At 70.1% G+C, this 25,851-nt stretch carries 25 protein-coding genes and 1 pseudogene; 10 read left to right on the top strand and 16 right to left on the bottom strand.

What is annotated here, in order from left to right; translation table 11 throughout:
* Window positions 1-439 precede the first annotated feature (439 nt).
* Both OO68_RS23960 and OO68_RS23955 read right to left on the bottom strand, forming a co-directional pair.
* Window positions 440-988: a TetR/AcrR family transcriptional regulator gene (locus OO68_RS23960; protein WP_033310802.1), complete on the bottom strand. Its 549-nt coding sequence runs from the start codon at window positions 986-988 to the stop codon at window positions 440-442.
* Window positions 988-1,308: a DMT family transporter gene (locus tag OO68_RS23955; protein WP_033310800.1), complete on the bottom strand. Its 321-nt coding sequence runs from the start codon at window positions 1,306-1,308 to the stop codon at window positions 988-990. Before OO68_RS23955 ends, OO68_RS23960 begins: the two co-directional genes overlap by 1 nt.
* Window positions 1,309-1,489: 181 nt before the next feature.
* Between OO68_RS23955 and OO68_RS23950 the strand changes: the two genes are divergently transcribed.
* On the top strand, window positions 1,490-2,323 hold the full coding sequence (locus OO68_RS23950) for an AbfB domain-containing protein (RefSeq protein ID WP_033310798.1): 834 nt from the start codon (window positions 1,490-1,492) through the stop codon (window positions 2,321-2,323).
* A 58-nt stretch (window positions 2,324-2,381) separates the two neighbouring features.
* Here OO68_RS23950 and OO68_RS23945 read toward each other — a convergent pair whose 3' ends face one another.
* From OO68_RS23945 to OO68_RS23910, 8 genes are read right to left on the bottom strand one after another with little or no spacing between them, the layout of a single operon-like run.
* Window positions 2,382-2,714 carry a metal-sulfur cluster assembly factor gene (locus OO68_RS23945; protein ID WP_028809645.1) on the bottom strand — a complete coding sequence of 111 codons (333 nt, stop codon included), beginning with the start codon at window positions 2,712-2,714 and terminating at the stop codon, window positions 2,382-2,384.
* Complete coding sequence (sufU, locus tag OO68_RS23940; protein ID WP_033310795.1) at window positions 2,711-3,181, bottom strand: Fe-S cluster assembly sulfur transfer protein SufU; 471 nt, start codon at window positions 3,179-3,181, stop codon at window positions 2,711-2,713. Before sufU ends, OO68_RS23945 begins: the two co-directional genes overlap by 4 nt.
* A 15-nt stretch (window positions 3,182-3,196) precedes the next feature.
* Window positions 3,197-4,453 (bottom strand): cysteine desulfurase, encoded by a 1,257-nt coding sequence (locus OO68_RS23935; RefSeq protein ID WP_033310794.1) that lies wholly within the window; start codon window positions 4,451-4,453, stop codon window positions 3,197-3,199.
* Complete coding sequence (sufC, locus tag OO68_RS23930) at window positions 4,450-5,214, bottom strand: Fe-S cluster assembly ATPase SufC (RefSeq protein WP_033310792.1); 765 nt, start codon at window positions 5,212-5,214, stop codon at window positions 4,450-4,452. Before sufC ends, OO68_RS23935 begins: the two co-directional genes overlap by 4 nt.
* Before the next feature lie 7 nt (window positions 5,215-5,221).
* Window positions 5,222-5,539 carry a non-heme iron oxygenase ferredoxin subunit gene (locus OO68_RS23925; RefSeq protein WP_033310791.1) on the bottom strand — a complete coding sequence of 106 codons (318 nt, stop codon included), beginning with the start codon at window positions 5,537-5,539 and terminating at the stop codon, window positions 5,222-5,224.
* Complete coding sequence (gene sufD, locus OO68_RS23920) at window positions 5,536-6,720, bottom strand: Fe-S cluster assembly protein SufD (RefSeq protein ID WP_033310789.1); 1,185 nt, start codon at window positions 6,718-6,720, stop codon at window positions 5,536-5,538. Before sufD ends, OO68_RS23925 begins: the two co-directional genes overlap by 4 nt.
* 54 nt (window positions 6,721-6,774) lie before the next feature.
* Complete coding sequence (gene sufB, locus OO68_RS23915) at window positions 6,775-8,196, bottom strand: Fe-S cluster assembly protein SufB (protein WP_033310787.1); 1,422 nt, start codon at window positions 8,194-8,196, stop codon at window positions 6,775-6,777.
* Window positions 8,193-8,915: a helix-turn-helix transcriptional regulator gene (locus tag OO68_RS23910; protein WP_033310785.1), complete on the bottom strand. Its 723-nt coding sequence runs from the start codon at window positions 8,913-8,915 to the stop codon at window positions 8,193-8,195. Before OO68_RS23910 ends, sufB begins: the two co-directional genes overlap by 4 nt.
* A gap of 161 nt (window positions 8,916-9,076) precedes the next feature.
* On the opposite strand from OO68_RS23910, the gene OO68_RS23905 reads away from it, so the two are divergent.
* The 4 genes from OO68_RS23905 to OO68_RS23890 are packed head-to-tail and all read left to right on the top strand — an operon-like array spanning window position 9,077 to window position 12,709.
* On the top strand, window positions 9,077-9,925 hold the full coding sequence (locus OO68_RS23905; protein ID WP_051814784.1) for an AAC(3) family N-acetyltransferase: 849 nt from the start codon (window positions 9,077-9,079) through the stop codon (window positions 9,923-9,925).
* Window positions 9,926-9,956: 31 nt separating this feature from the next.
* A complete protein-coding gene (locus OO68_RS23900; RefSeq protein ID WP_051814783.1) occupies window positions 9,957-10,880 on the top strand; it encodes an ABC transporter ATP-binding protein in 924 nt (307 codons plus the stop codon).
* Window positions 10,877-11,647 carry an ABC transporter permease gene (locus tag OO68_RS23895; RefSeq protein ID WP_033310782.1) on the top strand — a complete coding sequence of 257 codons (771 nt, stop codon included), beginning with the start codon at window positions 10,877-10,879 and terminating at the stop codon, window positions 11,645-11,647. Before OO68_RS23900 ends, OO68_RS23895 begins: the two co-directional genes overlap by 4 nt.
* Before the next feature lie 54 nt (window positions 11,648-11,701).
* Complete coding sequence (locus tag OO68_RS23890) at window positions 11,702-12,709, top strand: COX15/CtaA family protein (protein ID WP_078625429.1); 1,008 nt, start codon at window positions 11,702-11,704, stop codon at window positions 12,707-12,709.
* Here the strand turns inward: OO68_RS23890 and OO68_RS23885 are convergent.
* The 3 genes from OO68_RS23885 to OO68_RS23875 all read right to left on the bottom strand — a co-directional run bounded on the left by OO68_RS23885 (window position 12,706) and on the right by OO68_RS23875 (window position 15,272).
* Window positions 12,706-13,812 carry an amidohydrolase family protein gene (locus OO68_RS23885; RefSeq protein ID WP_033310778.1) on the bottom strand — a complete coding sequence of 369 codons (1,107 nt, stop codon included), beginning with the start codon at window positions 13,810-13,812 and terminating at the stop codon, window positions 12,706-12,708. The genes OO68_RS23890 and OO68_RS23885 overlap by 4 nt on opposite strands.
* Before the next feature lie 151 nt (window positions 13,813-13,963).
* Window positions 13,964-14,296, bottom strand: coding sequence for a hypothetical protein (locus OO68_RS23880; protein ID WP_033310776.1), 333 nt, complete (start codon window positions 14,294-14,296; stop codon window positions 13,964-13,966).
* A gap of 58 nt (window positions 14,297-14,354) precedes the next feature.
* Window positions 14,355-15,272 carry a heme o synthase gene (locus tag OO68_RS23875; protein WP_209442615.1) on the bottom strand — a complete coding sequence of 306 codons (918 nt, stop codon included), beginning with the start codon at window positions 15,270-15,272 and terminating at the stop codon, window positions 14,355-14,357.
* Between the two features lie 383 nt (window positions 15,273-15,655).
* Between OO68_RS23875 and tkt the strand changes: the two genes are divergently transcribed.
* The 5 genes and pseudogenes from tkt to pgl all read left to right on the top strand — a co-directional run bounded on the left by tkt (window position 15,656) and on the right by pgl (window position 22,175).
* Window positions 15,656-17,743: a transketolase gene (gene tkt, locus OO68_RS23870; RefSeq protein WP_033310769.1), complete on the top strand. Its 2,088-nt coding sequence runs from the start codon at window positions 15,656-15,658 to the stop codon at window positions 17,741-17,743.
* Between the two features lie 34 nt (window positions 17,744-17,777).
* Window positions 17,778-18,896, top strand: coding sequence for a transaldolase (tal, locus tag OO68_RS23865; RefSeq protein WP_033310768.1), 1,119 nt, complete (start codon window positions 17,778-17,780; stop codon window positions 18,894-18,896).
* A gap of 4 nt (window positions 18,897-18,900) precedes the next feature.
* A pseudogene (gene zwf, locus OO68_RS42410) lies at window positions 18,901-20,287 on the top strand (glucose-6-phosphate dehydrogenase).
* Window positions 20,284-21,393, top strand: coding sequence for a glucose-6-phosphate dehydrogenase assembly protein OpcA (gene opcA, locus OO68_RS23855; RefSeq protein WP_033310766.1), 1,110 nt, complete (start codon window positions 20,284-20,286; stop codon window positions 21,391-21,393). The pseudogene zwf and the gene opcA overlap by 4 nt, the downstream one beginning before the upstream one ends.
* Window positions 21,390-22,175, top strand: a complete 786-nt coding sequence (gene pgl / locus OO68_RS23850; RefSeq protein WP_033310765.1) for a 6-phosphogluconolactonase — start codon at window positions 21,390-21,392, stop codon at window positions 22,173-22,175. The genes opcA and pgl overlap by 4 nt, the downstream gene beginning before the upstream one ends.
* A gap of 114 nt (window positions 22,176-22,289) precedes the next feature.
* Here pgl and OO68_RS23845 read toward each other — a convergent pair whose 3' ends face one another.
* From OO68_RS23845 to OO68_RS23835, 3 genes are read right to left on the bottom strand one after another with little or no spacing between them, the layout of a single operon-like run.
* Entirely contained in the window at window positions 22,290-23,129 is an 840-nt protein-coding gene (locus tag OO68_RS23845; RefSeq protein WP_033310764.1) for a carbohydrate ABC transporter permease, read from the bottom strand.
* Window positions 23,126-24,487, bottom strand: coding sequence for an ABC transporter permease subunit (locus OO68_RS23840; protein WP_033310763.1), 1,362 nt, complete (start codon window positions 24,485-24,487; stop codon window positions 23,126-23,128). The genes OO68_RS23845 and OO68_RS23840 overlap by 4 nt, the downstream gene beginning before the upstream one ends.
* A gap of 6 nt (window positions 24,488-24,493) precedes the next feature.
* Window positions 24,494-25,819 carry an ABC transporter substrate-binding protein gene (locus OO68_RS23835; RefSeq protein ID WP_033310762.1) on the bottom strand — a complete coding sequence of 442 codons (1,326 nt, stop codon included), beginning with the start codon at window positions 25,817-25,819 and terminating at the stop codon, window positions 24,494-24,496.
* Window positions 25,820-25,851: the final 32 nt, after the last annotated feature.

Raw genomic sequence — 25,851 nt, 5'->3', positions numbered from 1 at the left:
CACGGACACCGACGCAGGACGGCCCCCTCACGAACGCTCCGTTGAACGCCCCGCGCCGTCCGGCTGCCCGGTCGGCCGACTCCCCCACCGGGGTGCACCGCCCGGCCGACCCGCTCCTCGCGAGGCACTGGCCGCTCGCCGCGAAACCGGCCTCCCCCCTCCTGCGCGGCCCCACTCCACGCGATCCGCTCGGCGGGGCCGGGCGCGCACCGGGCCGCGGCCTCGGACACCGGCATGGCATCGCCGGACAGCCCCCGCCGAGCAGGCCCGCGGACAGCGTCCTCACGGCCACCCCGCCACGGACGGATCCCGGCCCACGGACGCTTCTCGTCATGACCCCTACTGCGGAGGACGCGACCGACGCCCTGACGGACGCCCCGCCGCACAGACCCCGGCCAGGCAGCCCCGTCCCCGCACGTCCCGCCCGCTGACCCCGGCATCACCTGGCCGCCCCCGCGAGCACCCGCGCCAGCACCTCCCGTGCGTACTCCTCGTCGTAGGGCACCCCCGTCAGCAGCACCTGTAGGCAGATGCCGTCGACGACCGCCACCAGCGCTCGTGCGGTGACGGGATCCGTGCGCGGGGACAGCAGACCGGCCACACCCTCGGCCCACTCGGCGGCGACGGGTCGCAGGGCGGGCCGGCGCAGGGCGGCCAGGTACAGCTCGTACTCCAGCTCCACACCCGTACGGTCACCGGAGAGCCACTCCCCGATCCATCCGGCGAGTTCCGCGGCCAGATCGGTCCGGGGGTCCTCCAGGCCGCCGCACGAGGCGACCATCTTGGCGAAGCCCTCGTTGGTCTGCCGCAGCGCGGCGACCATCAGCTCGTCGAGGGTGCGGAAGTGGTACGTCGTGGAGCCGAGCGGCACGTCCGCCTCGGCGGCGACGCTGCGGTGGCTCAGTCCGGCGATGCCCTTGGAGCCGACGACCCGGATCGCCGCGTCGATGATCCGCTGCCGCCGCTCGGGGTCATGGCGCCGGGGCATCAGTGCGCACCTCCCAGGTTCAGCACCACGACCCCGACGATGATCAGCGCGATCCCGGCGGCCTTGGCGACGGTCATGCCCTCCCCCAGGAAGACGATCCCGATGGTGGCGATGGCGGCGGTGCCGACCCCCGCCCAGATCGCGTAGGCCGTGCCGACCGACACGGTCTTCAGGGTCTGCGCGAGCAGCCCGAAGGAGAGGACGTACCCGACGAGCGTGAGCAGCGAGGGCCCGAACTTGCTGAAACCGTCGCTGTACTTCATGGCGGTGGTCGCGCCCACTTCGGCGGCTATGGCCCCGGCCAGCAGCAGATAACCCATGTGTACGAGCGTACACAACACCTGTACGCCCGTACACAACGGCGCCCTGGATATCGGAGAGAAACCGCTCTCACCAAATGCGCCACAGGCGCCCCACCAGTCCACTACGGTGTCCACCGATCACACACCGGGCCACCACAACTGCGCCGCCGTCAAGGGGGCCCCGCCGGAGGAACAGCGCATGTCAGAACAGAAGTCCCGGCCGCCGCAGGACCGTCCCTGGGAAAGCGGCTGGGCCCCGGACACCACTCGGGCTCCGGGCACGCGAAGGCTCTGGCTCGCGGGCGCGCTGGCCCTGGCCACGATCTCCGCGTGCGTCACGGCCGTCACCGTGATGGACCAGGAGTCCGGCGAGCAGGAGAACCGGGCGGCGGAGCCGACCACCCTCAGCAGCTCGGCCCCGGGCGGCCTGATCTCCTTCGCGACGCCGTCCAAGGGCGGCGCCGAGAAGGCCGGCGCGGACCGCCCCCACCCGTCCCCCACCCCGACCAGCAGCGCTCCCACCGCCAGCCCGAGTCCGAAGCCCGGGAAGGAGGCCCCGAAGCCGCCGAAGACGTCCCCGTCTCCGACGAAGAGCCCGAAGCCGCCCTCCTCCCACGGCATATCCATACGCTCGGTGAACTTCTCCGACCGCTACTGGCGGGTGCGCGACGGCTACGTGCGCCTGGACCAGATCGGATCGGGCTCCGAGCAGCGCGAGGACGCCACCTTCCGGCGCGTCGCCGGCCTCTCCGACTCCTCCTGCTACTCCTTCACCACCGCGGACGGCCGCTACCTCCGCCACCGCAGCTTCGTCCTGGTCGCCGACAGGAACGACGGCTCGTCCCTCTTCCGCCAGGACGCCACCTTCTGCCCCCGCGTCTGGCCCCGCTCGGGAACGCTCACGCTGGAGTCGGTCAACTACCCGGGCCGCTTCCTGCGCCACCGCAACTTCCAGCTCCGCCTGGATCCCTTCGAGAACAACCACCAGTACTACGGGGACGCGTCGTTCCAGATCGTGTCCGGGCTGGACTGAACATGCGTGAGGGCGGCACCCACGTGCAGGGTGCCGCCCTCAGCCGCTTCAGCGGATCTCAGACGTTGAAGCCGAGAGCCCGAAGCTGCTCGCGTCCGTCGTCCGTGATCTTGTCGGGGCCCCACGGCGGCATCCAGACCCAGTTGATGCGCAGCTCGCTCACGAGGCCGTCCGTGGCGGACTTCGCCTGGTCCTCGATGACGTCCGTCAGCGGGCAGGCCGCCGACGTCAGGGTCATGTCGAGCGTCGCGATGTTCGCGTCGTCGATGTGGATGCCGTAGATCAGGCCGAGGTTGACGACGTCGATGCCCAGCTCGGGGTCGACCACGTCGTACAGCGCCTCACGGACCTCTTCCTCCGAGGCCGGCTTCATCTCAACGGTCTCGCTCATGCCGTCGTCTCCTTCTCGGCGTCGGCTCCGCCCAGAACCTGGGCCGTCGCGTCCTTCCAGGCCATCCAGCTCAGCAGGGCGCACTTCACCCGGGCCGGGTACTTGGACACCCCGGCGAACGCGACCGCGTCCTCCAGGATGTCCTCCATCGCGTCGTCGGGTTCCAGCTTCCCCTTGGACTGCATCAGCTCCAGGAAGGTCTCCTGAATCTTCCGCGCGTCGGAGAGGTCCTTGCCGACGAGGAGGTCGTTCAGTACGGACGCGCTCGCCTGGCTGATCGAACAGCCCTGGCCTTCGTACGAGACGTCCTCGATCGTGGTGCCGTCGTACTTCACGCGCAGCGTGATCTCGTCACCGCACGTCGGGTTGACGTGGTGCACCTCGGCGTCGCCATCCCGCAAGCCCCGCCCGTGCGGGTTCTTGTAGTGGTCCAGGATGACTTCCTGGTACATGGAGTCCAGTTTCACCGTCTAGCACGCCCCTCAGCCGAAGAAGTTCCGTACGTGCTCCAGGCCGTCGACCAGCGCGTCGATCTCGGCCGGCGTGGAGTACAGATAGAACGACGCTCGCGTGGTCGCAGGAATTCCGTAGCGCAGGCAGACCGGCCGCGCGCAGTGGTGGCCGACCCGGACCGCGATGCCCTGCTCGTCGAGGACCTGGCCCACGTCGTGCGGGTGGATGTCCCCGAGCGTGAAGCTGATCGCCGCGCCACGCTCCTCGGCCGTGGTCGGGCCGATGATCCGCAGGTCAGGGACCTCCAGCAGCCGCTTGACCGCGTACTCGGTGAGCGCGTGCTCATGGGCGAGGATCTTGTCCATGCCGATCGAGTCGAGGTAGTCGATCGCCGCGCCGAGACCGACCGCCTGGGCGATCGGGGGCGTGCCCGCCTCGAACTTGTGCGGCGCCGGGGCGTACGTCGAGGAGTGCATCGACACCGTCTCGATCATCTCGCCGCCGCCGAGGAACGGGGGCAGGTCCTCCAGCAGCTCCTGGCGGCCCCAGAGGACGCCGATGCCGGTCGGGCCGCACATCTTGTGGCCGGTGAAGGCCACGAAGTCGGCCTGGAGCGCCTGCACGTCCAGCGGCATGTGCGGCGCGGCCTGGGAGGCGTCGATGCACACCAGCGCACCGACCTCCTGGGCGCGGCGCACGATCGCCTCGACGGGGTTCTGGGTGCCGAGGATGTTGGAGACGAGCACGAAGGACACGATCTTCGTCTTCTCCGTGATGACCTGGTCGATGTTCGACAGGTCCAGGCGGCCGTCGTCGGTGAGGCCGAACCACTTCAGCTTCGCGCCCGTGCGCTGCGCGAGCAGCTGCCACGGCACGATGTTGGAGTGGTGCTCCATCTCCGTGATGACGATCTCGGTCTCGGAGTCCACGCGGTAGGGCTCGTCGGCCCAGCCCAGCATGTTGGCCACGAGGTTGAGCGACTCCGAGGCGTTCTTGGTGAAGATCACCTCGTCGCGCGAAGGCGCGTTGACGAACGCCGCGACCTTGTCGCGCGCGCCCTCGTACAGCGCCGTGGCCTCCTCGGCGAGCACATGCACACCGCGGTGGACGTTGGCGTTGTAGCGCTCGTAGTACTCGCTCAGGGCGTCCAGCACCTGGCGCGGCTTCTGGCTGGTCGCCGCGTTGTCCAGGTACACGAGCTTCCGGCCTTCGTGGACCTGCCGGTCCAGGATGGGGAAGTCCTTGCGGATCGCCTCGGTGTCGAGGAGGCCCGGCAGCAGTGTCACGCGGATGCGCCACCCTTCGTGTATGCCTCGTATCCCTCGTTCTCCAGCTTGTCGGCGAGCTCGGCGCCGCCGGACTCGACGATCCGGCCGCCGGAGAAGACGTGCACGTGGTCGGGCTTGATGTAGCGGAGGATGCGCGTGTAGTGCGTGATCAGCAGCGTGCCGACCTCGCCCGTCTCGCGGACGCGGTTCACGCCCTCCGACACGACGCGCAGGGCGTCGACGTCCAGACCGGAGTCGGTCTCGTCGAGGATCGCCATCTTCGGCTTGAGAAGCTCCAGCTGAAGGATCTCGTGGCGCTTCTTCTCACCGCCGGAGAAGCCCTCGTTGACGTTGCGCTCGGCGAAGGAGGGGTCCATGTTGAGGCGCTCCATGGCCTCCTTGACCTCCTTGACCCAGGTGCGCAGCTTGGGGGCCTCGCCGCGGATGGCGGTGGCGGAGGTGCGCAGGAAGTTCGACACGGAGACACCCGGAACCTCGACCGGGTACTGCATCGCGAGGAACAGGCCGGCGCGGGCGCGCTCGTCGACGGACATCTCCAGGACGTCCTCACCGTCGAGGGTGACGGTGCCGCCGGTGATCGTGTACTTCGGGTGACCCGCGAGGGAGTAGGCGAGGGTCGACTTGCCCGAGCCGTTGGGGCCCATGATGGCGTGCGTCTCGCCCTGCTTCACGGTGAGGTCGACGCCCTTGAGGATCTCCTTCGTGGCGTTGTCGGCCTCGACGGTGACGTGCAGGTCTCGGATTTCAAGCGTTGCCATGGATGCCTCAGGACTCCTGGGTGAGGGAGACGAGCACGTCGTCCCCATCGATCTGTACGGGGTAAACGGGGACGGGGCGCGTCGCCGGGAGGGCGTCGGGCTTGCCGGAGCGGAGATCGAAGCGCGAGCCGTGCAGCCAGCACTCGATGTGGCAGTCGTCGACCTCGCCCTCCGACAGGGAGACGTTCGCGTGCGAGCAGATGTCGTGGATCGCGAACACCTCGCCCTCGGTCTGCACGATGGACACGGGCGTACCGTCGAGTTCCACCCGCTTCGGGGTGTCCTCCTCCAGCTCGCCCAGTCCACAGGCGCGTACGAAGGTCATGCGACCGCCGCCTCCAGCTCCTCCTCGATCTTGGCGATCAGGCGCTCCTCGATGTCGGGGAGGCCGATCTGCTGGACCAGCTCGGCGAAGAAGCCGCGGACCACGAGGCGCCGGGCCTCGTGCTCCGGGATGCCGCGGGCCATCAGGTAGAAGAGCTGCTCGTCGTCGAAGCGGCCGGTCGCCGAGGCGTGGCCGGCGCCGACGATCTCGCCGGTCTCGATCTCGAGGTTCGGTACGGAGTCCACGCGCGCCCCGTCCGTGAGGACCAGGTTGCGGTTCATCTCGTACGTGTCCGTGCCCTCGGCCTTGGCCTCGATGAGCACGTCGCCGATCCACACGGCGTGCGCGTCCTCGCCCTGGAGCGCGCCCTTGTAGACGACGTTCGACTTGCAGTGCGGGACGTTGTGGTCGACCAGGAGGCGGTGCTCCTGGTGCTGGCCCTTATCGGTGAAGTACAGGCCGAACAGCTCGGCCTCGCCGCCGGGGCCGGCGTACTGCACGCGCGGGTGCAGCCGGACGACGTCGCCGCCGAAGGTGACGACGACCGACTTGAAGGAGGCGTCGCGGCCGACCAGCGCGTTGTGCTGGGCGACGTGGACGGCCTTCTCGTCCCAGTCCTGGACGGAGACGACGGTGAGCTTGGCGCCGTCGCCCAGGAGGTAGTCGACGTTGGCGGCGAGCACCGCGTCACCGGTGTGGTCGATGACCACGACGGCCTCGGCGAAGGCGCCCAGCTCGATCACCTGGTGGCCGAAGGCGGTGCCGCCCTCGCCGTGCACCGAGATGCGGATGGGCTCGGTGAGGACGGTCTCCTTGGGGACGGTCACGACCCCGGCCTTCTCGAACGCCGTGTAGGCCTGGGCGGCGACGCGGTCCACCGGGGTGCCGGCCTTGCCCAGCCGCGCGTCGTCGCGGCCGACGGCCTCGACCGTGACGCCCTCGGGGGCCTGGACGTCGACCTTCACGCCGTTGCCGTTCGCTACGGCGGTGCCGTCGTGCAGGCCGCGCAGGCGCTCCAGCGGGGTGAACCGCCACTCCTCCTCACGGCCGTGCGGGACGGGGAAGTCCGCCACGTCGAAGGAGGGGGGCGCGCTCATGCGCGTGGCGACGGTCGACTCCGCGGCGACCGCGATCGAGCCGGCGGTGGTGGAGCCCACCGGGATGTTCTGGGCCTCAGCCATGGCTGTCGTAGTGCTCTCTTTCCTGAGTGGGACGTCTGCTGTCGAGGGGGCGGGTCAGCCGACCGCGCCCTCCATCTGCAGCTCGATCAGCCGGTTGAGCTCCAGCGCGTACTCCATGGGGAGCTCCTTGGCGATGGGCTCGACGAAGCCGCGCACGATCATCGCCATGGCCTCGTCCTCGCTCAGGCCGCGGCTCATCAGGTAGAAGAGCTGGTCCTCGGAGACCTTGGAGACGGTCGCCTCGTGGCCCATGGACACGTCGTCCTCGCGGACGTCCACGTAGGGGTAGGTGTCCGAGCGGGAGATGGTGTCCACCAGCAGCGCGTCACACAGGACGTTCGACTTGGAGCCCGGGGCACCCTCGCCGATCTCGATGAGACCGCGGTAGGAGGTGCGGCCGCCGCCTCGCGCCACCGACTTGGAGACGATGTTGGAGGAGGTGTTCGGGGCCATGTGGACCATCTTGGCGCCGGCGTCCTGGTGCTGCCCCTCGCCCGCGAAGGCGATGGACAGGGTCTCGCCCTTGGCGTGCTCGCCCATCAGGTAGACGGCCGGGTACTTCATCGTCACCTTGGAGCCGATGTTGCCGTCGACCCACTCCATGGTCGCGCCCTCGTAGGCGACGGCGCGCTTGGTGACCAGGTTGTAGACGTTGTTCGACCAGTTCTGGATGGTCGTGTAGCGGCAGCGGGCGTTCTTCTTGACGATGATCTCGACGACCGCGGAGTGCAGCGAGTCCGACTTGTAGATCGGGGCGGTGCAGCCCTCGACGTAGTGCACGTAGGCACCCTCGTCGACGATGATCAGGGTCCGCTCGAACTGGCCCATGTTCTCGGTGTTGATGCGGAAGTAGGCCTGGAGCGGGATCTCCACGTGGACGCCCGGCGGCACGTAGATGAAGGAGCCGCCCGACCACACGGCGGAGTTCAGCGACGCGAACTTGTTGTCACCGACGGGGATGACGGTCCCGAAGTACTCCTTGAAGAGCTCCGGGTGCTCCTTCAGCGCGGTGTCGGTGTCGAGGAAGATGACGCCCTGCTCCTCCAGATCCTCGCGGATCTGGTGGTAGACGACCTCGGACTCGTACTGCGCGGCGACACCGGCGACGAGGCGCTGCTTCTCCGCCTCGGGGATGCCGAGCTTGTCGTACGTGGCCTTGATGTCCTCGGGCAGGTCCTCCCAGGACTCCGCCTGCTTCTCCGTGGAGCGCACGAAGTACTTGATGTTGTCGAAGTCGATGCCGGAGAGGTCGGAGCCCCAGTTCGGCATGGGCTTCTTCTCGAACAGGCGCAGGCCCTTGAGGCGGAGCTTGGTCATCCACTCCGGCTCGCTCTTCTTGGAGGAGATGTCCCGGACGACGTCCTCGTTGATGCCGCGCTTGGCAGAGGCGCCGGCCGTGTCGGAGTCGGCCCAGCCGTACTCGTACTTGCCCAGGCCCTCCAGCTCGGGGTGGGCAGTCTCCGTGGGGAGAGTCATGCGGGGTTCCTCCCGGCCGTGCTTGCAGATGCGTTGTGGGAAATCTTGGGGATGAACGTCGTGCAGACGCCGTCGCCGTGCGCGATGGTGGCGAGCCGCTGTACGTGTGTACCGAGCAGCTCGGCGAAGAATTCCGTCTCCGCCTCGCACAGCTGCGGGAACTGCTCGGCGACGTGGGCGACCGGGCAGTGGTGCTGGCAGAGCTGCTCACCCTTCTGCGGGTGGGGCGCGTTGCGCGCCGTAGCAGCGTACCCGTCGGCACTCAAGGCCTTGGCCAGTGCTTCGGTCCGCTTCTCGGGCGGTGCGGTCTCGACCGCCCGGCGGTAGGCGCCCGCCTGCGCCGCGATCCTGGCGCGGGCGAACGCGGCAATCGCCTCGTTGCCGCCCTCGCGGTCGGCGATCCAGCGCAGGGCGTCCGCCGCGAGCTTGTCGTAGGACTGGTCGAAGGCGTCCCGGCCGCAGTCTGTGAGGGCGAACACCTTGGCCGGGCGGCCGCGGGTCCGCGCGCCGTACACCCGCTGCTCGCGCGCCTCCACGACACCGTCGCCCGTGAGGGCGTCGAGGTGCCTGCGGACGGCCGCCTGAGTGAGGCCCAGCCGCTCGGCGAGCTCGGCGACGGTCGAGGGCCCGTGGTCCAGGATGGACCGCGCGACCCGGTTGCGGGTGGACCGCTCCCCGGTCGCCAGCTCCTCGTGGGGTGCCTCGCCGACGTTTTTCACAACGCCATTGTTGCGTAATTCTTCCGGACCGGGCAAGCCGCGTGTGCCGCACACCACGGTGCCCTGCGTCACTTAGGTAAACCTAATCTGACCTGCGGAAACGATCTCCGATCGATCAAAGCGGTGGCATGCGGAAGCCGCTTCGGGGACACTCCGAAACCATGCCGACACCCCCTCCGACCGGCCCTCTTGTCACCCGCGAGACGCTCCGGACCCAGCTCGCCGAGCTCGGTGTGCGCCCCGGTGAGACCCTGCTCGTGCACTCCTCGCTCAGCGCCCTCGGCTGGGTGAACGGCGGTGCCGTCGCGGTGGTGCGGGGACTGCTCGACGCGCTCGGCCCGCAGGGCACGCTCGTGGTCCCCACCCAGACCGGCGACCTGTCCGACCCTGCCCTGTGGAGCAATCCGCCCGTGCCCCCGGAATGGTGGGCGGCCATCCGGGCCACCATGCCCGCCTACGACCCGCGGATCACGCCCGCCCGCGGGGTCGGTGTCGTCCCGGAGACCGTGCGGACCTGGCCCGGCGCCCTGCGCAGCGCGCATCCGCAGACCTCGTTCGCGGCGCTCGGCCCGCACGCGGCGGCGGTGCTCGACGGGCACGCGCCCGACTGCCGGCTCGGCGAGCGCAGCCCGCTGGCGAAACTGGAGGCGATGGGCGCCCGGGTGCTGCTGCTCGGTGCCGGCTACGCCTCCTGCACGAGTTTCCACCTCGCCGAGTACCGGATCCCGTCCCCGCGCGTCGCCGTGGGCCGGCCCGGTCCGGAGGGCTGGGAGACCGTCACCGAGGTGTCGATCAGCTCGGACCGTTTCGACGAGCTGGGCTACGACTTCGAACGGGACCGTCCCGTCGTCCGCGGCAAGGTGGGAGCGGCCGAGGCGCGGCTGTTCCCGGTGGCGGACGCGGTGGCCTACGCCGAACGGTGGCTGGCGGTCCACCGGCCGCGTGAGGAGGAGTTTCTCCCCCCTCCGCCACTCTCGGCTCCGCTCGAGCGGGGGGACCCCCAGGTCTGAGCCCGCGCGGGCGTACCTAGACTCTGGACCCATGCGAAGTGAGCCCGTGGTCCAGGTCCAGGCCCTGGTGAAGCGGTACGGCCCGAAGACCGCGGTGGACGGGCTCGACCTGGTGGCCCGGGCGGGGGTGACCGCCGTGCTCGGCCCCAACGGGGCGGGCAAGACGACCACGGTCGAGACCTGCGAGGGGTACCGGAAGCCGGACTCCGGCACGGTGCGCGTCCTGGGTCTCGACCCGGTGAGACAGTCCGCCGCCCTGCGGCCCCGCATCGGCGTGATGCTCCAGTCCGGCGGCGTCTACTCCGGCTCCCGGGCCGACGAGATGCTCCGCCACGTCGCCAAGCTGCACGCGCACCCGCTGGACGTGGACGCGCTGATCGAGCGCCTGGGCCTCGGCTCCTGCGGCCGGACGACGTACCGGCGGCTGTCCGGCGGGCAGCAGCAGCGGCTCGCGCTGGCCATGGCCGTGGTCGGGCGCCCGGAGCTGGTCTTCCTCGACGAACCGACCGCCGGGCTCGACCCGCAGGCCCGCCGCGCCACCTGGGACCTCGTCCGGGACCTGCGCGCCGACGGCGTCTCCGTGATCCTCACCACGCACTACATGGACGAGGCCGAGCAGCTCGCCGACGACGTGGCGATCATCGACGCGGGCCGGGTCATCGCCCAGGGCTCCCCGGAGGAGCTGTGCCGGGGCGGGGCGGAGAACACGCTGCGCTTCTCGGGCCGGCCGGGCCTGGACGTGGGCTCGCTGCTGAAGGCCCTGCCCGCCGACTGCTCGGCCGCCGAGCTGACGCCGGGTTCCTACCGGGTCGTCGGCAAGGTCGACCCCCAGCTGCTCGCGACGGTCACCTCCTGGTGCGCCCAGCACGGTGTGATGCCGGAGAAGATCTCGGTCGAGCGCCACACCCTCGAAGACGTCTTCCTGGAGCTCACCGGCAAGGAGCTGCGCTCATGACCGCCACCGGGACATACACGCCGAAGCCCGGCGCGGCCCCGCTCCCCCGCATGATCGCGGCCCAGGCGCTGCTCGAAACGAAGATGCTGCTGCGCAACGGCGAGCAGCTGCTGCTGACCGTCGTCATCCCGACCCTGCTCCTGGTGCTCTTCAGCACCGTGGACATCGTGGACACCGGCGCCGGCGAGGCCGTCGACTTCCTCACCCCCGGCGTCCTCGCGCTCGCTGTGATGTCGACGGCGTTCACGGGTCAGGCCATCGCCACCGGCTTCGAGCGCCGCTACGGCGTGCTGAAGCGGCTGGCCTCCTCGCCCCTGCCGCGCTGGGGCCTGATGACGGCGAAGACGCTGTCGGTCCTGGTCACCGAAGTGCTCCAGGTGATCCTGCTCACGGTGATCGCCTTCGCGCTCGGCTGGTCGCCGCAGGGCAGTCCGGTCGCCGTCCTGCTGCTCCTGGTCCTCGGCACGGCGGCGTTCTCGGGCCTCGGGCTGCTGATGGCCGGGACGCTGAAGGCCGAGGCGACGCTGGCCGCGGCCAACCTGGTGTTCCTGCTGCTGCTCGTCGGCGGCGGAGTCATCGTGCCGCTGGACAAGTTCCCTTCCGGCGCCCAGGACGTGCTCGGTCTGCTGCCGATCTCGGCCCTGTCCGACGGGCTGCGGGACGTGCTCCAGCACGGTGCCGGGATGCCCTGGGGCGATCTGGGGATCCTGGCCGTCTGGGCGGTCGCGGGGCTTGCCGCAGCCGGGAAACTCTTCCGCTGGGAGTAGGGAAGGTGCCCGGTGACGGACCCTCGTGAAAGCGTGCACAAGCGGCGGCCTACGATGGTTCGCGTGCCAAACGTGACCCGCGCCGACGCTCAGGCCGCCCTGCGCAACCCGCTCGCCTTCATCGCCGAGCGCTGGACCCCGGAACCCCGGACGGTCCGGCGCGCGGCCCTCTCCGCGCTCCTGATGTCGGTGCTCATCGTCGTCACCGGGGGCGCCGTCCGGCTGACCGGCTCGGGCCTGGGCTGCCCCACCTGGCCCAAGTGCACCGACGATTCGCTCACCGCCACCAGCGAGATGGGCTTCCACGGCGCCATCGAGTTCGGCAACCGCATGCTGACGTACGTGCTGTGCGCCGCCGTCGGCTGGGCGATCATCGCCGCGCGCTCGCGGAAGCCGTACCGGCGGGGCCTGGTCCGGCTGGGCTGGGCGCAGTTCTGGATCGTGATGAGCAACGCGGTGCTCGGCGGCATCGTGGTGCTGGTCGGTCTCAACCCGTACACGGTCGCGGCGCACTTCGTGGCGACGTCCGCGCTCATCGCGGTGGCCACGGTCATGTGGCAGCGCACCCGCGAGGGCGACGCGGCGCCGCGCCCGCTGGTCGGCAAGGCCGTGCAGCAGCTGGTGTGGTTCCTGACCACGGCGGCCGTCCTGCTCATCCTGGTCGGCACGGTCGTCACCGGCGCGGGCCCGCACGCGGGCGACTCCAGTGAGGTCGAGCGGATGCCGGTCGACTGGGAGACGGTGAGCAAGCTGCACGCCGTGCTGGCGTGGATCGTGGTGACCCTGACGTTCGCCCTGTGGTTCGTCCTCAAGGCGGTCGACGCCCCGAAGAACCCGCTGAACCGCACCCGCGAGCTGTTCCTGATCCTGCTGGCGCAGGGCGTCATCGGTTACGTCCAGTACTTCACGGACCTGCCCGAGGTCCTGGTCGGCCTGCACATGCTGGGCTCGGCCGTGATGTGGATCTGGGTGCTGCGGGTGGTGCTGTCGCTGCGCGAGCGGCCGGAGGCCACGGCCGACCTGCCCGGCCCCACAGCCGAGGCCACCCTGACCAAGGCCTAGGCCAGCCCATAGACCCTGCGGGCGTTCGCCGACGCCAGCATGCCCGCCACCCGCTGCGCGTCGGCCAGGGACCACGCCCCCTCGGCGACCCAGGTGCCGAGCACCCGCCCCAGAGCCTCGCGGAACAGGCGGGCGCCCACCACGTGCAGTTCGGGCAGACCCTGCGCGCCGGTGGAGAAGAGGATCTTGCCGAAGGGTGCCAGTTCCAGGATCTCGGCGAGGACGGTCGCGGCCCGGGCGCCCGTGCGGACCAGGGCGGCGCCGCAGTCGACGTGGACGTGCGGGAACACAGCGGCCAGATGGGCCGCGTTGCGGTGGTACGGGTAGCCGTGCAGCAGGACCAGGTCCGTGCCGAGCCCGGCCGTGGCCCGTACGAAGTCCGTCAGCAGCACCGGGTCCGTACGGTCGGTCCGCAGCCCCTGCGCCCCCAGCCCCGCGTGCAGCTGGAGCGGCAGACCCGAGGCGACCGCGCTCCACAGCAGATGCCGCAGCAGCACCGGGTCGCTCAGCTCCCCGCCGACCCCGCGCCCGGCGAGCCAGCGGCCGGCCGCCCCGCGCACCTCCCCCGGCCCGGGCGGCTCCGGCGCGAGTGCGAGGCCGTGCCGTACGCCCGCGACCGAGGTGAAGGCGACGGCGTTCGCGGCGGCCGCGTGCACCGACTCGGCGAGGTTGGCGAGGAAGGACTCGACGGTTCCGGAGGTGTCGGCGACCTGCTCGGCGAGGAGTTCCAGGCGCACGATCTCGCGGGCCTCGGCGGCTCCGGCACAGGCCAGCTCGCCGGGTTCGGTCAGATCGCCGGGCAGGCCGGTGTCGACCAGGTACGTGGTGATGCCGCTGCCGCGCAGGAGCCGGCGGCCGGACTCCAGGACGCCCAGTTCCCGGCGGCGGGCCAGGTAGCGGGCGGGTGGGCAGTGCGGTTCGAGGCCCAGCAGGGGCGGGCACCAGCGCCGCACGGCGAAGCCGGTCTGGGTGTCGAAGAGGGTCGTGCCGGGGGCGGGCGGGCCCTCGGTGCGGCTGAGGTGGGCCTCGAAGGTGCCGAGGCCCAGCTCCGTGCGGAGCACTCCGTGGCAGTACTGGTCCACCAGTGACGGCGTTTCGATCATCCGGGCCTCCCCGTGGACCGCGTTGTTCTACGGGTCCTAACGGGTGAAGCGGGTTTGAGGTCGCGGGGCCGTCTTGGGAGTAACGGTGAGTTCGGCGGGTGCGGGCCCGTTGTGGCTGGTCGCGCAGTTCCCCGCGCCCCCAGAAAACGGGTCAGTCGTTCTTGGGGCCGCCTACCTGGATCCCGGCCATCCGGCTCCACTCGTAGGGGCCCGTCTTGACCTTCGCCGCGAATTCGCCGTCGAAGGCCTCGTGGGCGGTGATGCCCGACTTCTCCACGGCCTTCTCGGCGATCTCGTAGGAGGGGGCGACCAGGTCGCCCCAGTTGCCGTCCTCGCCGACCAGGACGATGCGGGCGCCGCGCTCGCCGAGGTAGGCGACCTGGCCCTCGGCGCCGCCGTGGGCCTGGGAGAAGGAGGAGATCTGCTTGGCCAGCCGGGCCACCTTGCGCTCGGCCTTCGGGTCAACCTGCTGCGTGTCTGCCATGACCAGGATGCTACTCACGGGTAGATCGTCTCGCGAGGGCAGGGCGGTGTGACGTACGTCAGCGCAGGAAGGGGTCGACCGCGACCGCCACGAACAGCAGCGAGACGTAGGTGATCGACCAGTGGAACAGGCGCATCTCCTTCAGCTTCGCGCCCGTCACCTCCGCCTTCGCGCGGTTCTGCAGGCCGTGCGCCTCCCAGAGCCAGAAGCCGCCGGCCAGCAGCGCCACCGACGTGTAGAACCAGCCGGTGTAGCCGAGCGGGGTCAGCAGCAGGGAGACGGCGACCATGACCCAGCTGTAGATCACGATCTGCTTGGCGACGACCTTGTTGGAGGCGACCACCGGCAGCATCGGCACGCCCACGCGCGCGTAGTCCTCCTTGACCTTCATGGACAGCGGCCAGTAGTGCGGCGGCGTCCAGAAGAACATGACCATGAAGAGGATGACCGGCGCCCAGGACATCGAGTTCGTGACCGAGGACCAGCCGATCAGCACCGGCAGGCAGCCGGCGATGCCGCCCCACACGATGTTCTGCGAGGTCCGGCGCTTGAGGATCATCGTGTAGACGACCACGTAGAAGAGGAGCGCGCCGAGGGCGAGCCAGGCGCTCAGCCAGTTCACCGTGAGGCCGAACAGCAGCGTCGAGGCGACGGCCAGCGTGATGCCGAAGGCGAGGCACTCGCGCGGGCTGACCATGCCGGTGACCAGCGGCCGCTGCGAGGTGCGGTCCATCAGCGCGTCGATGTCGCGGTCGATGTACATGTTCAGCGCGTTGGCGCCGCCCGCGGACATGTAGCCGCCGAGGCACGTCAGCAGCACCAGCGCCAGATCGGGCACGCCCTGCTGCGCCAGGAACATCACCGGAACCGTGGTGATCAGCAGCAGCTCGATGATCCGCGGCTTGGTGAGAGCCACGAACGCCTTGACACGGGCCCCGAACGGCCGGTGGGCCGGGCTCTGGTCCGCCCCGATCATCCCCGCTGGACGGGATTCAACGGCCGTCACGCACACCCCTACAGAGACATCCCAGCAAGCCTCACCCCTGTGAAGTCCCGGTTAAGGCTCGCGCGTACCACGCCACTTTAGACGTTGCCCAGACTCGGACATTCGCGGGGGTCGGCTCGTGTTGGAAGGGGGCTTCCGAAGGGCGCGTCGAAGCTCGATTGAGCACCCGGATGAGCGGCTCCGTATTCACCTGTCGAATGCGGTACGGCCCAGTCAGGAGGCGGATCGGGATCGGTCCCGGCACTCTGGAGTGACTCGAAAAAACGCACGTCCCACGGGGGTAGGCTCGACTGCGGCCGGTGGGCGCCCCGATACACCGGCATCCGACATGTGGAGAGGAGCCCTGACCCAGGGTGAGCACCAAGCCGACCACCACAGACCTCGAGTGGACCGAGTTGGACCAGCGGTCCGTCGACACCGCGCGTGTCCTGGCCGCCGATGCCGTACAGAAGGTCGGTAACGGCCATCCGGGTACGGCGATGAGCCTGGCGCCTGCCGCCTACACCCTCTTCCAGAAGGTGATGCGGCACGACCCGGCGGACGCCGACTGGGTCGGGCGGGACCGCTTCGTGCTGTCCGCCGGCCACTCGTCCCTGACCCTCTACACCCAGCTGTACCTGGCCGGCTTCGGCCTGGAGCTGGACGACCTGAAGTCCTTCCGCACCTGGGGTTCGAAGACCCCCGGCCACCCGGAGTACGGGCACACGACCGGTGTGGAGACGACGACCGGGCCGCTCGGCCAGGGTGTCGCCAACGCGGTGGGCATGGCCATGGCCGCCCGCTACGAGCGCGGCCTGTTCGACCCGGAGGCCGCCGAGGGCGAGTCGCCGTTCGACCACTTCATCTACTGCATCGCCGGTGACGGCTGCCTCCAGGAGGGCATCTCCGCCGAGGCGTCCTCCCTGGCGGGCCACCAGAAGCTCGGCAATCTGATCCTGCTGTGGGACGACAACCACATCTCGATCGAGGGCGACACCGAGACGGCCGTCTCCGAGGACACCGCCAAGCGCTACGAGGCCTACGGCTGGCACGTGCAGCGCGTGGAGCCGCAGGAGAACGGCGACCTGGACCCGGCCGCGATCTACGAGGCGGTCCAGAAGGCCAAGGCCGTCACCGACCGGCCCTCGTTCATCGCGATGCGCTCGATCATCGCCTGGCCGGCCCCCAACGCGCAGAACACCGAGGCCGCGCACGGCTCGGCGCTCGGCGACGACGAGGTCGCGGCGACCAAGCGGGTCCTGGGCTTCGACCCGGAGCAGTCCTTCGAGGTCTCCGACGAGGTCATCACGCACACCCGCAAGGCGCTGGAGCGGGGCCGGGCGGCCCGCGCGGTGTGGGAGAAGGCCTACCAGCAGTGGCGGGACAACAATCCCGAGCGCGCGGCCGAGTACGACCGCGTCGCCAAGGGCGAGCTGCCCAAGGGCTGGGAGGACAAGATCCCGGTCTTCGAGGTCGGCAAGGGCGTGGCCACGCGTGCCGCCTCCGGCAAGATCCTCCAGGCGCTCGGCGGGGTCATTCCCGAGCTGTGGGGCGGCTCGGCCGACCTCGCCGGCTCCAACAACACCACGATCGACAAGACCAGCTCCTTCCTCCCGGCGGACAACCCGCTGCCCGAGGCGGACCCGTACGGGCGCACGATCCACTTCGGTATCCGCGAGCACGCGATGGCCGCCGAGATGAACGGCATCGCGCTGCACGGCAACACCCGGATCTACGGCGGCACGTTCCTGGTCTTCTCCGACTACATGCGCAACGCCGTGCGGCTGTCGGCGCTGATGCACCTGCCGGTGACGTACGTGTGGACGCACGACTCCATCGGCCTGGGTGAGGACGGCCCGACCCACCAGCCCGTCGAGCACCTGGCGTCGCTGCGCGCGATCCCGGGTCTGAACGTGGTGCGCCCGGCCGACGCCAACGAGACCGCCATCGCCTGGCGCGAGATCCTGGGGCGCTGGACGAAGGAGTTCGGCAAGGGCCAGCCGCACGGCCTGGCGCTCACCCGTCAGGGTGTGCCGACCTACGAGCCCAACGAGGACGCAGCCAAGGGCGGTTACGTCCTGTTCGAGGCCGAGGGCGGCGACGCCGAGGTGATCCTGATCGCCACCGGCTCGGAGGTGCACGTCGCCGTCGAGGCGCGCGAGCAGCTCCAGGGCGCCGGCGTGCCCACGCGGGTGGTGTCCATGCCGTCGGTGGAGTGGTTCGAGCAGCAGGACCAGGGGTACCGGGACAGCGTCCTGCCGCCGTCCGTCCGGGCCCGTGTCGCGGTGGAGGCCGGGATCGGCCTCACCTGGCACAAGTACGTGGGGGACGCCGGCCGCATCGTTTCCCTGGAGCACTTCGGTGCTTCGGCCGACGGCAAGGTGCTCTTCCGCGAGTTCGGCTTCACTGCCGAGAACGTGGCCGCCGCCGCGCGGGAATCGATCGCCGCAGCCCAGCGCTGACGCTCATATACGACACGTAGGAGATGGAATTTCCATGACAGACGCACTCAAGCGCCTCTCCGAGGAAGGCGTGGCGATCTGGCTGGACGACCTGTCGCGCAAGCGGATCACGTCCGGCAACCTCGCCGAGCTGATCGACCAGCAGCACGTCGTGGGCGTCACCACCAACCCGTCGATCTTCCAGAAGGCGATCTCGCAGGGCGACGGCTACGACACGCAGCTGACCGACCTCGCCGCCCGCGAGGTCACCGTCGAAGAGGCCATCCGCATGATCACGACGGCGGACGTCCGTGACGCCGCCGACATCCTGCGCCCGGTCTTCGACGCCACCGGCGGCAAGGACGGACGGGTGTCGATCGAGGTCGACCCGCGCCTGGCGCACAACACGCGGGCCACGGTCGCCGAGGCCAAGCAGCTCGCCTGGCTGGTGGACCGGCCCAACACGCTCATCAAGATCCCGGCGACCGAGGCGGGCATCCCGGCCATCGCCGAGACCATCGGCCTGGGCATCAGCGTCAATGTCACGCTGATCTTCTCGCTGGAGCGCTACCGCCTGGTCATGGACGCGTTCCTGGAGGGCCTGGAGAAGGCCAAGGAGCGCGGCCTGGATCTGTCGCAGATCCACTCCGTGGCCTCGTTCTTCGTGTCCCGCGTGGACACCGAGATCGACAAGCGGATCGACGCGCTGGGCACCGACGAGGCCAAGGCCGCGCGCGGCAAGGCCGGCGTCGCCAACGCCCGGCTGGCCTACCAGGCGTACGAGGAGGTCTTCTCCTCGGACCGCTGGAGCGCCCTGGAGAAGGCGGGCGCCAACAAGCAGCGTCCGCTGTGGGCGTCCACCGGCGTGAAGGACAAGGCGTACAAGCCCACCATGTACGTCGAAGAACTGGTGGCTCCGAACACGGTGAACACCATGCCCGAGGCGACCCTCTTCGCCACGGAGGAGCAGGGCGAGATCCGCGGCAACGCCGTCGCCGGCACGTACGAGCAGGCCCGCGCCGACCTCGACGCGGTCGAGAAGCTCGGGATCAAGTACGACGACGTGGTCCGGCTGCTGGAGGAGGAGGGCGTCGAGAAGTTCGAGGCCTCCTGGACCGACCTGCTGAAGTCGACCGAGGCCGAGCTCAAGCGCCTCGCCCCCTCGGAGGGCTGAACAGGTGTCGAGCAGCAACCCGCTGCGTGACCCCGCGGACCGACGGCTCCCGCGTATCGCGGGGCCGTCGGGCCTGGTCATCTTCGGCGTCACGGGCGACCTGTCCCGCAAGAAGCTCATGCCCGCCGTGTACGACCTCGCCAACCGGGGCCTGCTGCCGCCGGGCTTCTCGCTGGTGGGCTTCGCCCGCCGCGAGTGGGCTCATGAGGACTTCGCGCAGGAAGTGCACGACGCGGTCAAGGAGCACGCCCGCACGCCCTTCCGCGAGGAGGTCTGGCAGCAGCTCATCCAGGGCATGCGCTTCGTGCAGGGCACGTTCGACGACGACGACGCGTTCGAGCGGCTGCGCTCCACGATCGACGAGCTGGACAAGGCACAGGGCACGGGCGGCAACTTCGCCTTCTACCTGTCCGTGCCGCCGTCGGCGTTCCCGGTGGTCATCCAGCAGCTGAAGAAGCACCAGCTGGCCGACCAGACGGGCGGCTCCTGGCGGCGCGCGGTCATCGAGAAGCCGTTCGGCCACAACCTCGATCTGGAACCGGTCCTTCGTGGACCACGTGCAGATCACCATGGCCGAGGACATCGGCATCGGCGGCCGGGCCGGGTACTACGACGGCATCGGCGCCGCACGTGACGTCATCCAGAACCACCTGCTCCAGCTGATGGCCCTGACGGCCATGGAGGAGCCGGCCTCCTTCGACGCGGACGCGCTGGCCGCCGAGAAGACCAAGGTCCTCGGCGCCGTGAAGCTGCCGCAGGACCTGGGCCGGGACACCGTGCGCGGCCAGTACTCCGCGGGCTGGCAGGGCGGCGCGAAGGTGATCGGCTATCTCGACGAGGACGGCATCGACGCCTCCTCGAAGACCGACACCTACGCCGCGATCAAGCTGGAGATCGACAACCGCCGCTGGGCGGGCGTCCCCTTCTACCTGCGCACCGGCAAGCGGCTGGGCCGCCGGGTGACGGAGATCGCCGTCGTGTTCCAGCGGGCCCCGCACTCCCCCTTCGACTCCACCGCGACCGAGGAGCTCGGCTCCAACGCGATCGTCATCCGCGTCCAGCCGGACGAGGGCGTCACGGTCCGCTTCGGCTCGAAGGTGCCGGGCACGTCGATGGAGATCCGGGACGTGTCGATGGACTTCGCGTACGGCGAGTCCTTCACGGAGTCCAGCCCGGAGGCCTACGAGCGTCTGATCCTGGACGTTCTGCTCGGTGACTCGAACCTCTTCCCGCGTACCGAGGAGGTCGAGCTGTCCTGGAAGATCCTCGACCCGATCGAGGAGTACTGGGACAAGAACGGCAAGCCCGCCCAGTACCAGGCCGGTACCTGGGGGCCCGTCGAGGCGGACGAAATGCTCGAGCGACACGGACGGAGCTGGCGCCGGCCATGAAGATAGACCTCACGGACACCACCGCCAGCAAGGTCAACAAGGCGTTGGTGCAGGGGCGCAGGGCGATCGGCACGCCGGCGGTCGGCATGGTGCTCACGCTGGTCATCGTGACGGACGAGGAGAACGCCTACGACGCGCTGAAGGCCGCGAGCGACGCCGCGCACGAGCATCCCTCGCGCACGCTCGTGGTCATCAGGCGCGTCTCCCGTTCGCCCCGCGACCGTACGCAGTCCCGCCTCGACGCGGAGGTGCGGGTCGGCGCCGACGCCGGCTCCGGTGAGACGGTGGTGCTCCGGCTGTACGGCGAGGTCGCGGACCACGCCCAGTCGGTGGTGCTGCCGCTGCTGCTGCCGGACGCCCCGGTGGTGGTGTGGTGGCCGGTGAACGCGCCGCTCGACCCGGCGAAGGACCCCCTGGGTGCCCTCGCGCAGCGCCGCGTCACCGACACGTACGCCTCCGAGCAGCCGGTGCGGGACCTGGTCACCCGGTCCGGGACCTACACCCCCGGCGACACGGACCTGTCCTGGACGCGCATCACACCCTGGCGTTCCATGCTGGCGGCGGCCCTCGACCAGGTCGCCTGCGAGGTCCGGGCCGTCGAGGTGGAGGGCGAGGAGTTCAACCCGAGCTGCGAGCTGCTGGCGATGTGGCTCGCGGACCGGCTGGACGTCCCCGTGAAGCGGTCGCTGTCCAGCGGGCCCGGTCTGACGGCGGTCCGGATGGACACCAACTGCGGCCCGATCAAGCTGGACCGGGCCGACGGATCCCTGGCGACGCTCTCCATCGAGGGCCAGCCGGACCGGGCCGTGGCGCTCAAGCGCCGGGAGACCGCCGAGCTGATGGCGGAGGAACTGCGGCGTCTCGACCCGGACGACACGTACGCGTCGGCGCTGCGGTACGGGGTGGACCGCCTGAAGTCCGCGTCGCCGGTGCAGTCGGCGTCGGCGGTGCAGTCGGTGCCCAAAAGTGAAGGGCGAGCAGGACTCGCCCTACCCGCTCCCGTCGAAGCGGCTGCGAAAGCACCCGCTGCGGAAGCGACGGCGCAGGCACCGGTGAGGCGGGAACCGCCCGAGCTGGAACCGGTACGGAAGGCGACGACGAAGTGAGTACGGCACCGCAGCTGGTCGTGCACCGCGACAAGGAGCTGATGGCGCAGGCCGCGGCGGCCCGGCTGATCACCAAGATCGTGGACGCGCAGGCCTCCCGGGGTTCGGCGTCCGTGGTCCTGACGGGCGGCCGCAACGGCAACGGCCTGCTGGCCGCCCTGGCCGTGGCGCCCGCCCGGGACGCGGTCGACTGGAGCCGGCTCGACCTCTGGTGGGGCGACGAGCGGTTCCTGCCCGAGGGCGACCCGGAGCGCAACGTCACCCAGGCGCGGGAGGCTCTCCTCGACTCGGTGCCGGTGGATCCGAAGCGGGTGCACGCGATGCCCGCGTCGGACGGGCCGCACGGCACCGACGTGGACGCGGCGGCCGCCGCGTACGCGGAGGAGCTGGCAGCGGCGGCGGGCCCGGAGAACCACGGCCCCGTGCCCACATTCGACGTGCTGATGCTGGGCGTCGGGCCGGACACGCATGTGGCGTCGCTGTTCCCGGAGTTGCCGGCGGTCCGGGAGACCGACCGCACGGTGGTCGGCGTCCACGGCGCGCCCAAGCCGCCGCCGACCCGGGTGACGCTGACACTGCCGGCGATCCGGGCAGCTCGTGAGGTGTGGCTTCTCGCGGCCGGGGAGGACAAGGCCCAGGCAGCGGCGATCGCCCTCTCGGGCGCGGGCGAGATCCAGGCTCCGGCGGCCGGGGCGTACGGCAGGAGCCGGACCCTGTGGCTCCTGGACGGGGCGGCGGCTTCCCGACTGCCGCGTTCCTTGTATCCACCGGCGTCGGCTTAACCAACCAAGCCTATGCCCACCCACCACCCGCAGGTGCCCCTCTCAAGGGCAGTTTCGGGTGGTGGGTGGGCATAGGTCCAGGGGTCCAGGGGGCGGACCTCCCTGGTGCAGCGGCTACTTGACCGAGCCGGCCATCACGCCCTGCACGAAGTGCCTCTGGAACGCGAAGAACACGACGACAGGGACGACCAGCGACACGAACGCCCCGGGTGCCAGGACATCGATGTTGCTGCCGAACTGGCGTATCTGGGACTGGAGTTCCACGGTCAGCGGCTGCGACGCACTGTCCGCGAACAGCAGCGCCACCAGCATGTCGTTCCACACCCACAGGAACTGGAAGATGGCCAGCGAGGCGATCGCGGGCCGCCCCACGGGCAGGACGAGCCGCGTGAAGATGCGCCACTCGCTGCCCCCGTCCATGCGGGCCGCCTCCAGCATCTCCTTCGGCATCTCGGCGAAGTAGTTCCGCAGCAGGAACACCGCGAAGGGCAGGCCGTACGCGACGTGGAAGAGCACGACACCGGGGATCGTGCCGAACAGGCCCAGGTGTCCGAAGAGTTTGGCGACCGGCAGCAGACCGATCTGCACCGGCACCACCAGCAGCGCGACCACCACCAGGAAGATCGCCTCCCGCCCGGGGAAGTCCAGCCACGCGAAGGCGTAGCCCGCGAGTGCCGCGACGACCACGACCAGCACGGTCGTCGGCACCGAGATCAGCACCGTGTTCCAGAACGCCTGCGTGATGCCGGCGTTCCCCAGCAGTGAGGAGTAGTTGTCGAAGGACAGCTGCCCGGGGCTGGTGAACACCGTCCACCAGCCGCCCTTCGCCGTGTCCTCGGCGGACCGCAGCGAGGACAGGAACAGCCCGGCCAGGGGCGTCATCCACACCAGGCCGACCACCACGAGGAAGGCCTGGACGACTCCGTTGCCCAGCCCGCGCCGGACCGCGTTCATCGTTGACTCCTTCGGAAGCGGCGGACGTTGAACACCATGGCCGGGACGACCAGCAGCAGGAGCAGCACGCCCAGCGCGCTGCCGAGTCCCTGGTTGTTGCCGCCGCCGAACGACACCAGCCACATCTGCGTCGCGAGGACGGTCGCGTCCTCCTGCACGGGGCCGGGCGCGATGATGTAGACGAGGTCGAAGACCTTCATCACGTTGATGACGAGGGTGATGAAGACGACCGACAGGACGGGTGCCAGCAGGGGCACCGTGATCCGGCGGAAGATCTGCCACTCGTTCGCGCCGTCCATCCGTGCCGCCTCCAGGGCGTCCCGCGGCAGCGTCGACAGGCCCGCGCCGATCAGCACCATGGCGAAACCGGTCCAGATCCACAGGTACGCGCCGATGATCGCCGGCGTGACCAGCGCCGGACCGAGCCAGGAGACACCCTCATAGGGCGGGGCGAAGTTCGACGACGGCAGTCTCACCTCGTAGGAGCCCGCTTCGAGTCCCTCGAAGCGGAAAGAGCCGTCGGCGGCGGTGGTCGCCGAGGCGACCTGCTCGCCGTCGCGGACCGCCTCGACCTTCATCTGCGGCAGTCCGCTCTCCCGGCGGTCGACCTTGCCCTGCTCGCCTCCCCCGCCGGGCGTGAAGTCCAGGTAGACGACACCGCGCAGTTCGTCGGCGGCGGCCTCGCGTCCCGCCGCCGCGTAGGCCGGCTCGGCCCCGCCCGGCAGGTCGCCGGGCCGCACGCCGACCAGGCCCAGCACCACCGCGTCCCCGGGCGACACGCTCGCGCTCGTACGGTAGGAGCCGTCCTTGTCCTTCGTCAGGCCCTGCCCGTCCCGCGCCCGGGCCGTCGGGTAGGAGGACTCCCCCTTGAAGGCGTCGTGGACGGAGACCACCGCCGCGTTGAGCACGCCCTTGTCGGGGTCCTCGTCATAGGCGAGGCGGAAGATGATGCCGGCGGCGAGGAAGGAGACCGCCATCGGCATGAACAGGAGCAGTTTGAAGGCCGTCGCCCAGCGGACCTTCTCCACCAGCACGGCGAGGATCAGGCCCAGACCGGTGAGCAGGGCCGGGGCGATGACGACCCAGATGGCCGTGTTGCGTACGGCCTTGAGGGTCGCCGGGTCGCGGAACATCTCGGCGTAGTTGTCGCCGCCGACGAAGCTCGTCCCGGAGGCGTCGAAGAAGCTGCGGCCGATGCTGAACAGCACGGGGTAGACGACCAGCGCGCCGAGCAGCAGCAGCGCGGGCAGCACGAACAGCAGGGCGATGATCTTGCCGCGCCGGCGCAGCCGCCGGGTGCGGTCGGCGACCGGGCCGGGTGGTGGGGAGTTCGTCTCTTGGACGATGGTCGCTGTCATGGCGGATCAGTCCTGGTACGCCTTGGCCGCCGCGGCCTCCAGCTTCGCCGCGGTGCCCTTCGGGTCGGACGGGTCGCGCAGGAAGTCCTGGAGGAGCTTCCACTCGCCGGCGCCCTTCGTGCCGCCGAAGGCGGCCGGGGCCTGGTCGGACATGTCGAAGCGGACCGAATCCCCGGCCTGAACGAGGGACTTGGCGGTGGCACGAGTGACGTCGTCGCCGTAGGAGGCGAGGTCGAGCTTCTTGTTCGGGGAGAGGAATCCGCCCGCCTCGGCCCAGACGGCGGAGGCCTCGGGGGTCGCGAGGTACTCCAGGAGGGCCTGGGCGGCCTTCTGGTTCTTGCCGTCCTTGAGGACGACGGCGGCGTCTCCGCCGCTGACCACCGGTGCCTCGCCGCCGCCGACCGCCGGGAAGGGGAAGAAGTCGGCGTCCTCGCCGACCTTCTTGCCGAACTGGTCCTTGGCGACACCGGCGACGAAGTCGCCCTCGTAGACCATGCCGGCCTCGGGCTTGGGCCCGAAGACCTTCTCGACCGAGCCGGGGAAGTCGGTGTTCAGGGCGCCCTTCTGGCCGCCGGCGATGAGCTGCTTGTCCTTGAAGAGCTTGCCGAGGGTGGTGAGGGCGTCGACGACGGACGCGTCGGTCCACTTCAGCTCGTGGGCCGCGAGGGCGTCGTACTTCTCGGGTCCGGCCTGGGAGAGGTAGACGTTCTCGAACCAGTCGGTGAGGGTCCAGCCGTCCTGTCCGGCGACGGAGAACGCGGCGAGGCCGGAGTCGGACACGGTCTGCCCGGCCTTCAGCATCTCGTCGTAGGACTTAGGGGGCTTGACGCCGGCCTGCTCCAGCGCGTCGGGGCTGTACCAGACGGTCGACTTGTGGGCGGCCTTGAAGTACAGGCCGTAGAGAGTGCCGTCGACGCTGCCGTACTTCTTCCAGACGGGGGCGTAGCCCGCGTCGACGGCCTGCTCGGTCTTCTGGGAGAGCGGCTTGAGCCAGCCCTTCTGCGCGAACTGCTTGAGCACGCCGACCTGCGGGACCATCACGACGTCGGGGGCGTTACCGCCTTCGATCTTGCTGCCGACGACGGTGGAGACGTTGTCGCCGGTGGACGTGAACTGCGTCTTGGCGCCGGTCTTCTCGGTGAAGGCGTCCAGCACCTTCTGGAAGTTCTTCTGCTCGGTGCCGGACCAGACGCCGGCCACGGTGACCGTCTGGCCGCCGAGCGCCTTGTCGCCGCCGCCGGCCGAGACGGGGCCGCCGCCGCAGGCGGTCGCGCCGAGCGCCAGGACGAGGGCGGTGCAGCCGGTGAGCAGGGTGGTACGTCGTCGCATCATCGTTGATGTCCCTTCGGGGAGTTGACTTGCGA

The sequence above is a fragment of the Streptomyces iakyrus genome (assembly GCF_000717055.1).
Taxonomy (GTDB): Bacteria; Actinomycetota; Actinomycetes; order Streptomycetales; family Streptomycetaceae; genus Streptomyces; species Streptomyces iakyrus.
The sequence above is the reverse complement of the archived record's forward strand: the minus strand, read 5'-3'. Positions and strand labels throughout refer to the sequence as shown.

What these genes read in the sequence shown, in the direction of transcription:
- OO68_RS23835 (WP_033310762.1), bottom strand. Translation starts at nt 25,819, where the DNA reads ATGATGCGACGACGTACCACCCTGCTCACCGGCTGCACCGCCCTCGTC.
- OO68_RS23945 (WP_028809645.1), bottom strand. Translation starts at nt 2,714, where the DNA reads ATGAGCGAGACCGTTGAGATGAAGCCGGCCTCGGAGGAAGAGGTCCGT.
- sufD (WP_033310789.1), bottom strand. Translation starts at nt 6,720, where the DNA reads ATGGCTGAGGCCCAGAACATCCCGGTGGGCTCCACCACCGCCGGCTCG.
- OO68_RS23880 (WP_033310776.1), bottom strand. Translation starts at nt 14,296, where the DNA reads ATGGCAGACACGCAGCAGGTTGACCCGAAGGCCGAGCGCAAGGTGGCC.
- OO68_RS23950 (WP_033310798.1), top strand. Translation starts at nt 1,490, where the DNA reads ATGTCAGAACAGAAGTCCCGGCCGCCGCAGGACCGTCCCTGGGAAAGC.
- OO68_RS23955 (WP_033310800.1), bottom strand. Translation starts at nt 1,308, where the DNA reads ATGGGTTATCTGCTGCTGGCCGGGGCCATAGCCGCCGAAGTGGGCGCG.
- opcA (WP_033310766.1), top strand. Translation starts at nt 20,284, where the DNA reads ATGAAGATAGACCTCACGGACACCACCGCCAGCAAGGTCAACAAGGCG.
- OO68_RS23905 (WP_051814784.1), top strand. Translation starts at nt 9,077, where the DNA reads ATGCCGACACCCCCTCCGACCGGCCCTCTTGTCACCCGCGAGACGCTC.
- tal (WP_033310768.1), top strand. Translation starts at nt 17,778, where the DNA reads ATGACAGACGCACTCAAGCGCCTCTCCGAGGAAGGCGTGGCGATCTGG.
- OO68_RS23960 (WP_033310802.1), bottom strand. Translation starts at nt 988, where the DNA reads ATGCCCCGGCGCCATGACCCCGAGCGGCGGCAGCGGATCATCGACGCG.
- OO68_RS23890 (WP_078625429.1), top strand. Translation starts at nt 11,702, where the DNA reads ATGGTTCGCGTGCCAAACGTGACCCGCGCCGACGCTCAGGCCGCCCTG.
- OO68_RS23900 (WP_051814783.1), top strand. Translation starts at nt 9,957, where the DNA reads ATGCGAAGTGAGCCCGTGGTCCAGGTCCAGGCCCTGGTGAAGCGGTAC.
- OO68_RS23885 (WP_033310778.1), bottom strand. Translation starts at nt 13,812, where the DNA reads ATGATCGAAACGCCGTCACTGGTGGACCAGTACTGCCACGGAGTGCTC.
- OO68_RS23845 (WP_033310764.1), bottom strand. Translation starts at nt 23,129, where the DNA reads ATGAACGCGGTCCGGCGCGGGCTGGGCAACGGAGTCGTCCAGGCCTTC.
- sufC (WP_033310792.1), bottom strand. Translation starts at nt 5,214, where the DNA reads ATGGCAACGCTTGAAATCCGAGACCTGCACGTCACCGTCGAGGCCGAC.
- OO68_RS23840 (WP_033310763.1), bottom strand. Translation starts at nt 24,487, where the DNA reads ATGACAGCGACCATCGTCCAAGAGACGAACTCCCCACCACCCGGCCCG.
- OO68_RS23875 (WP_209442615.1), bottom strand. Translation starts at nt 15,272, where the DNA reads ATGATCGGGGCGGACCAGAGCCCGGCCCACCGGCCGTTCGGGGCCCGT.
- sufB (WP_033310787.1), bottom strand. Translation starts at nt 8,196, where the DNA reads ATGACTCTCCCCACGGAGACTGCCCACCCCGAGCTGGAGGGCCTGGGC.
- OO68_RS23895 (WP_033310782.1), top strand. Translation starts at nt 10,877, where the DNA reads ATGACCGCCACCGGGACATACACGCCGAAGCCCGGCGCGGCCCCGCTC.
- OO68_RS23925 (WP_033310791.1), bottom strand. Translation starts at nt 5,539, where the DNA reads ATGACCTTCGTACGCGCCTGTGGACTGGGCGAGCTGGAGGAGGACACC.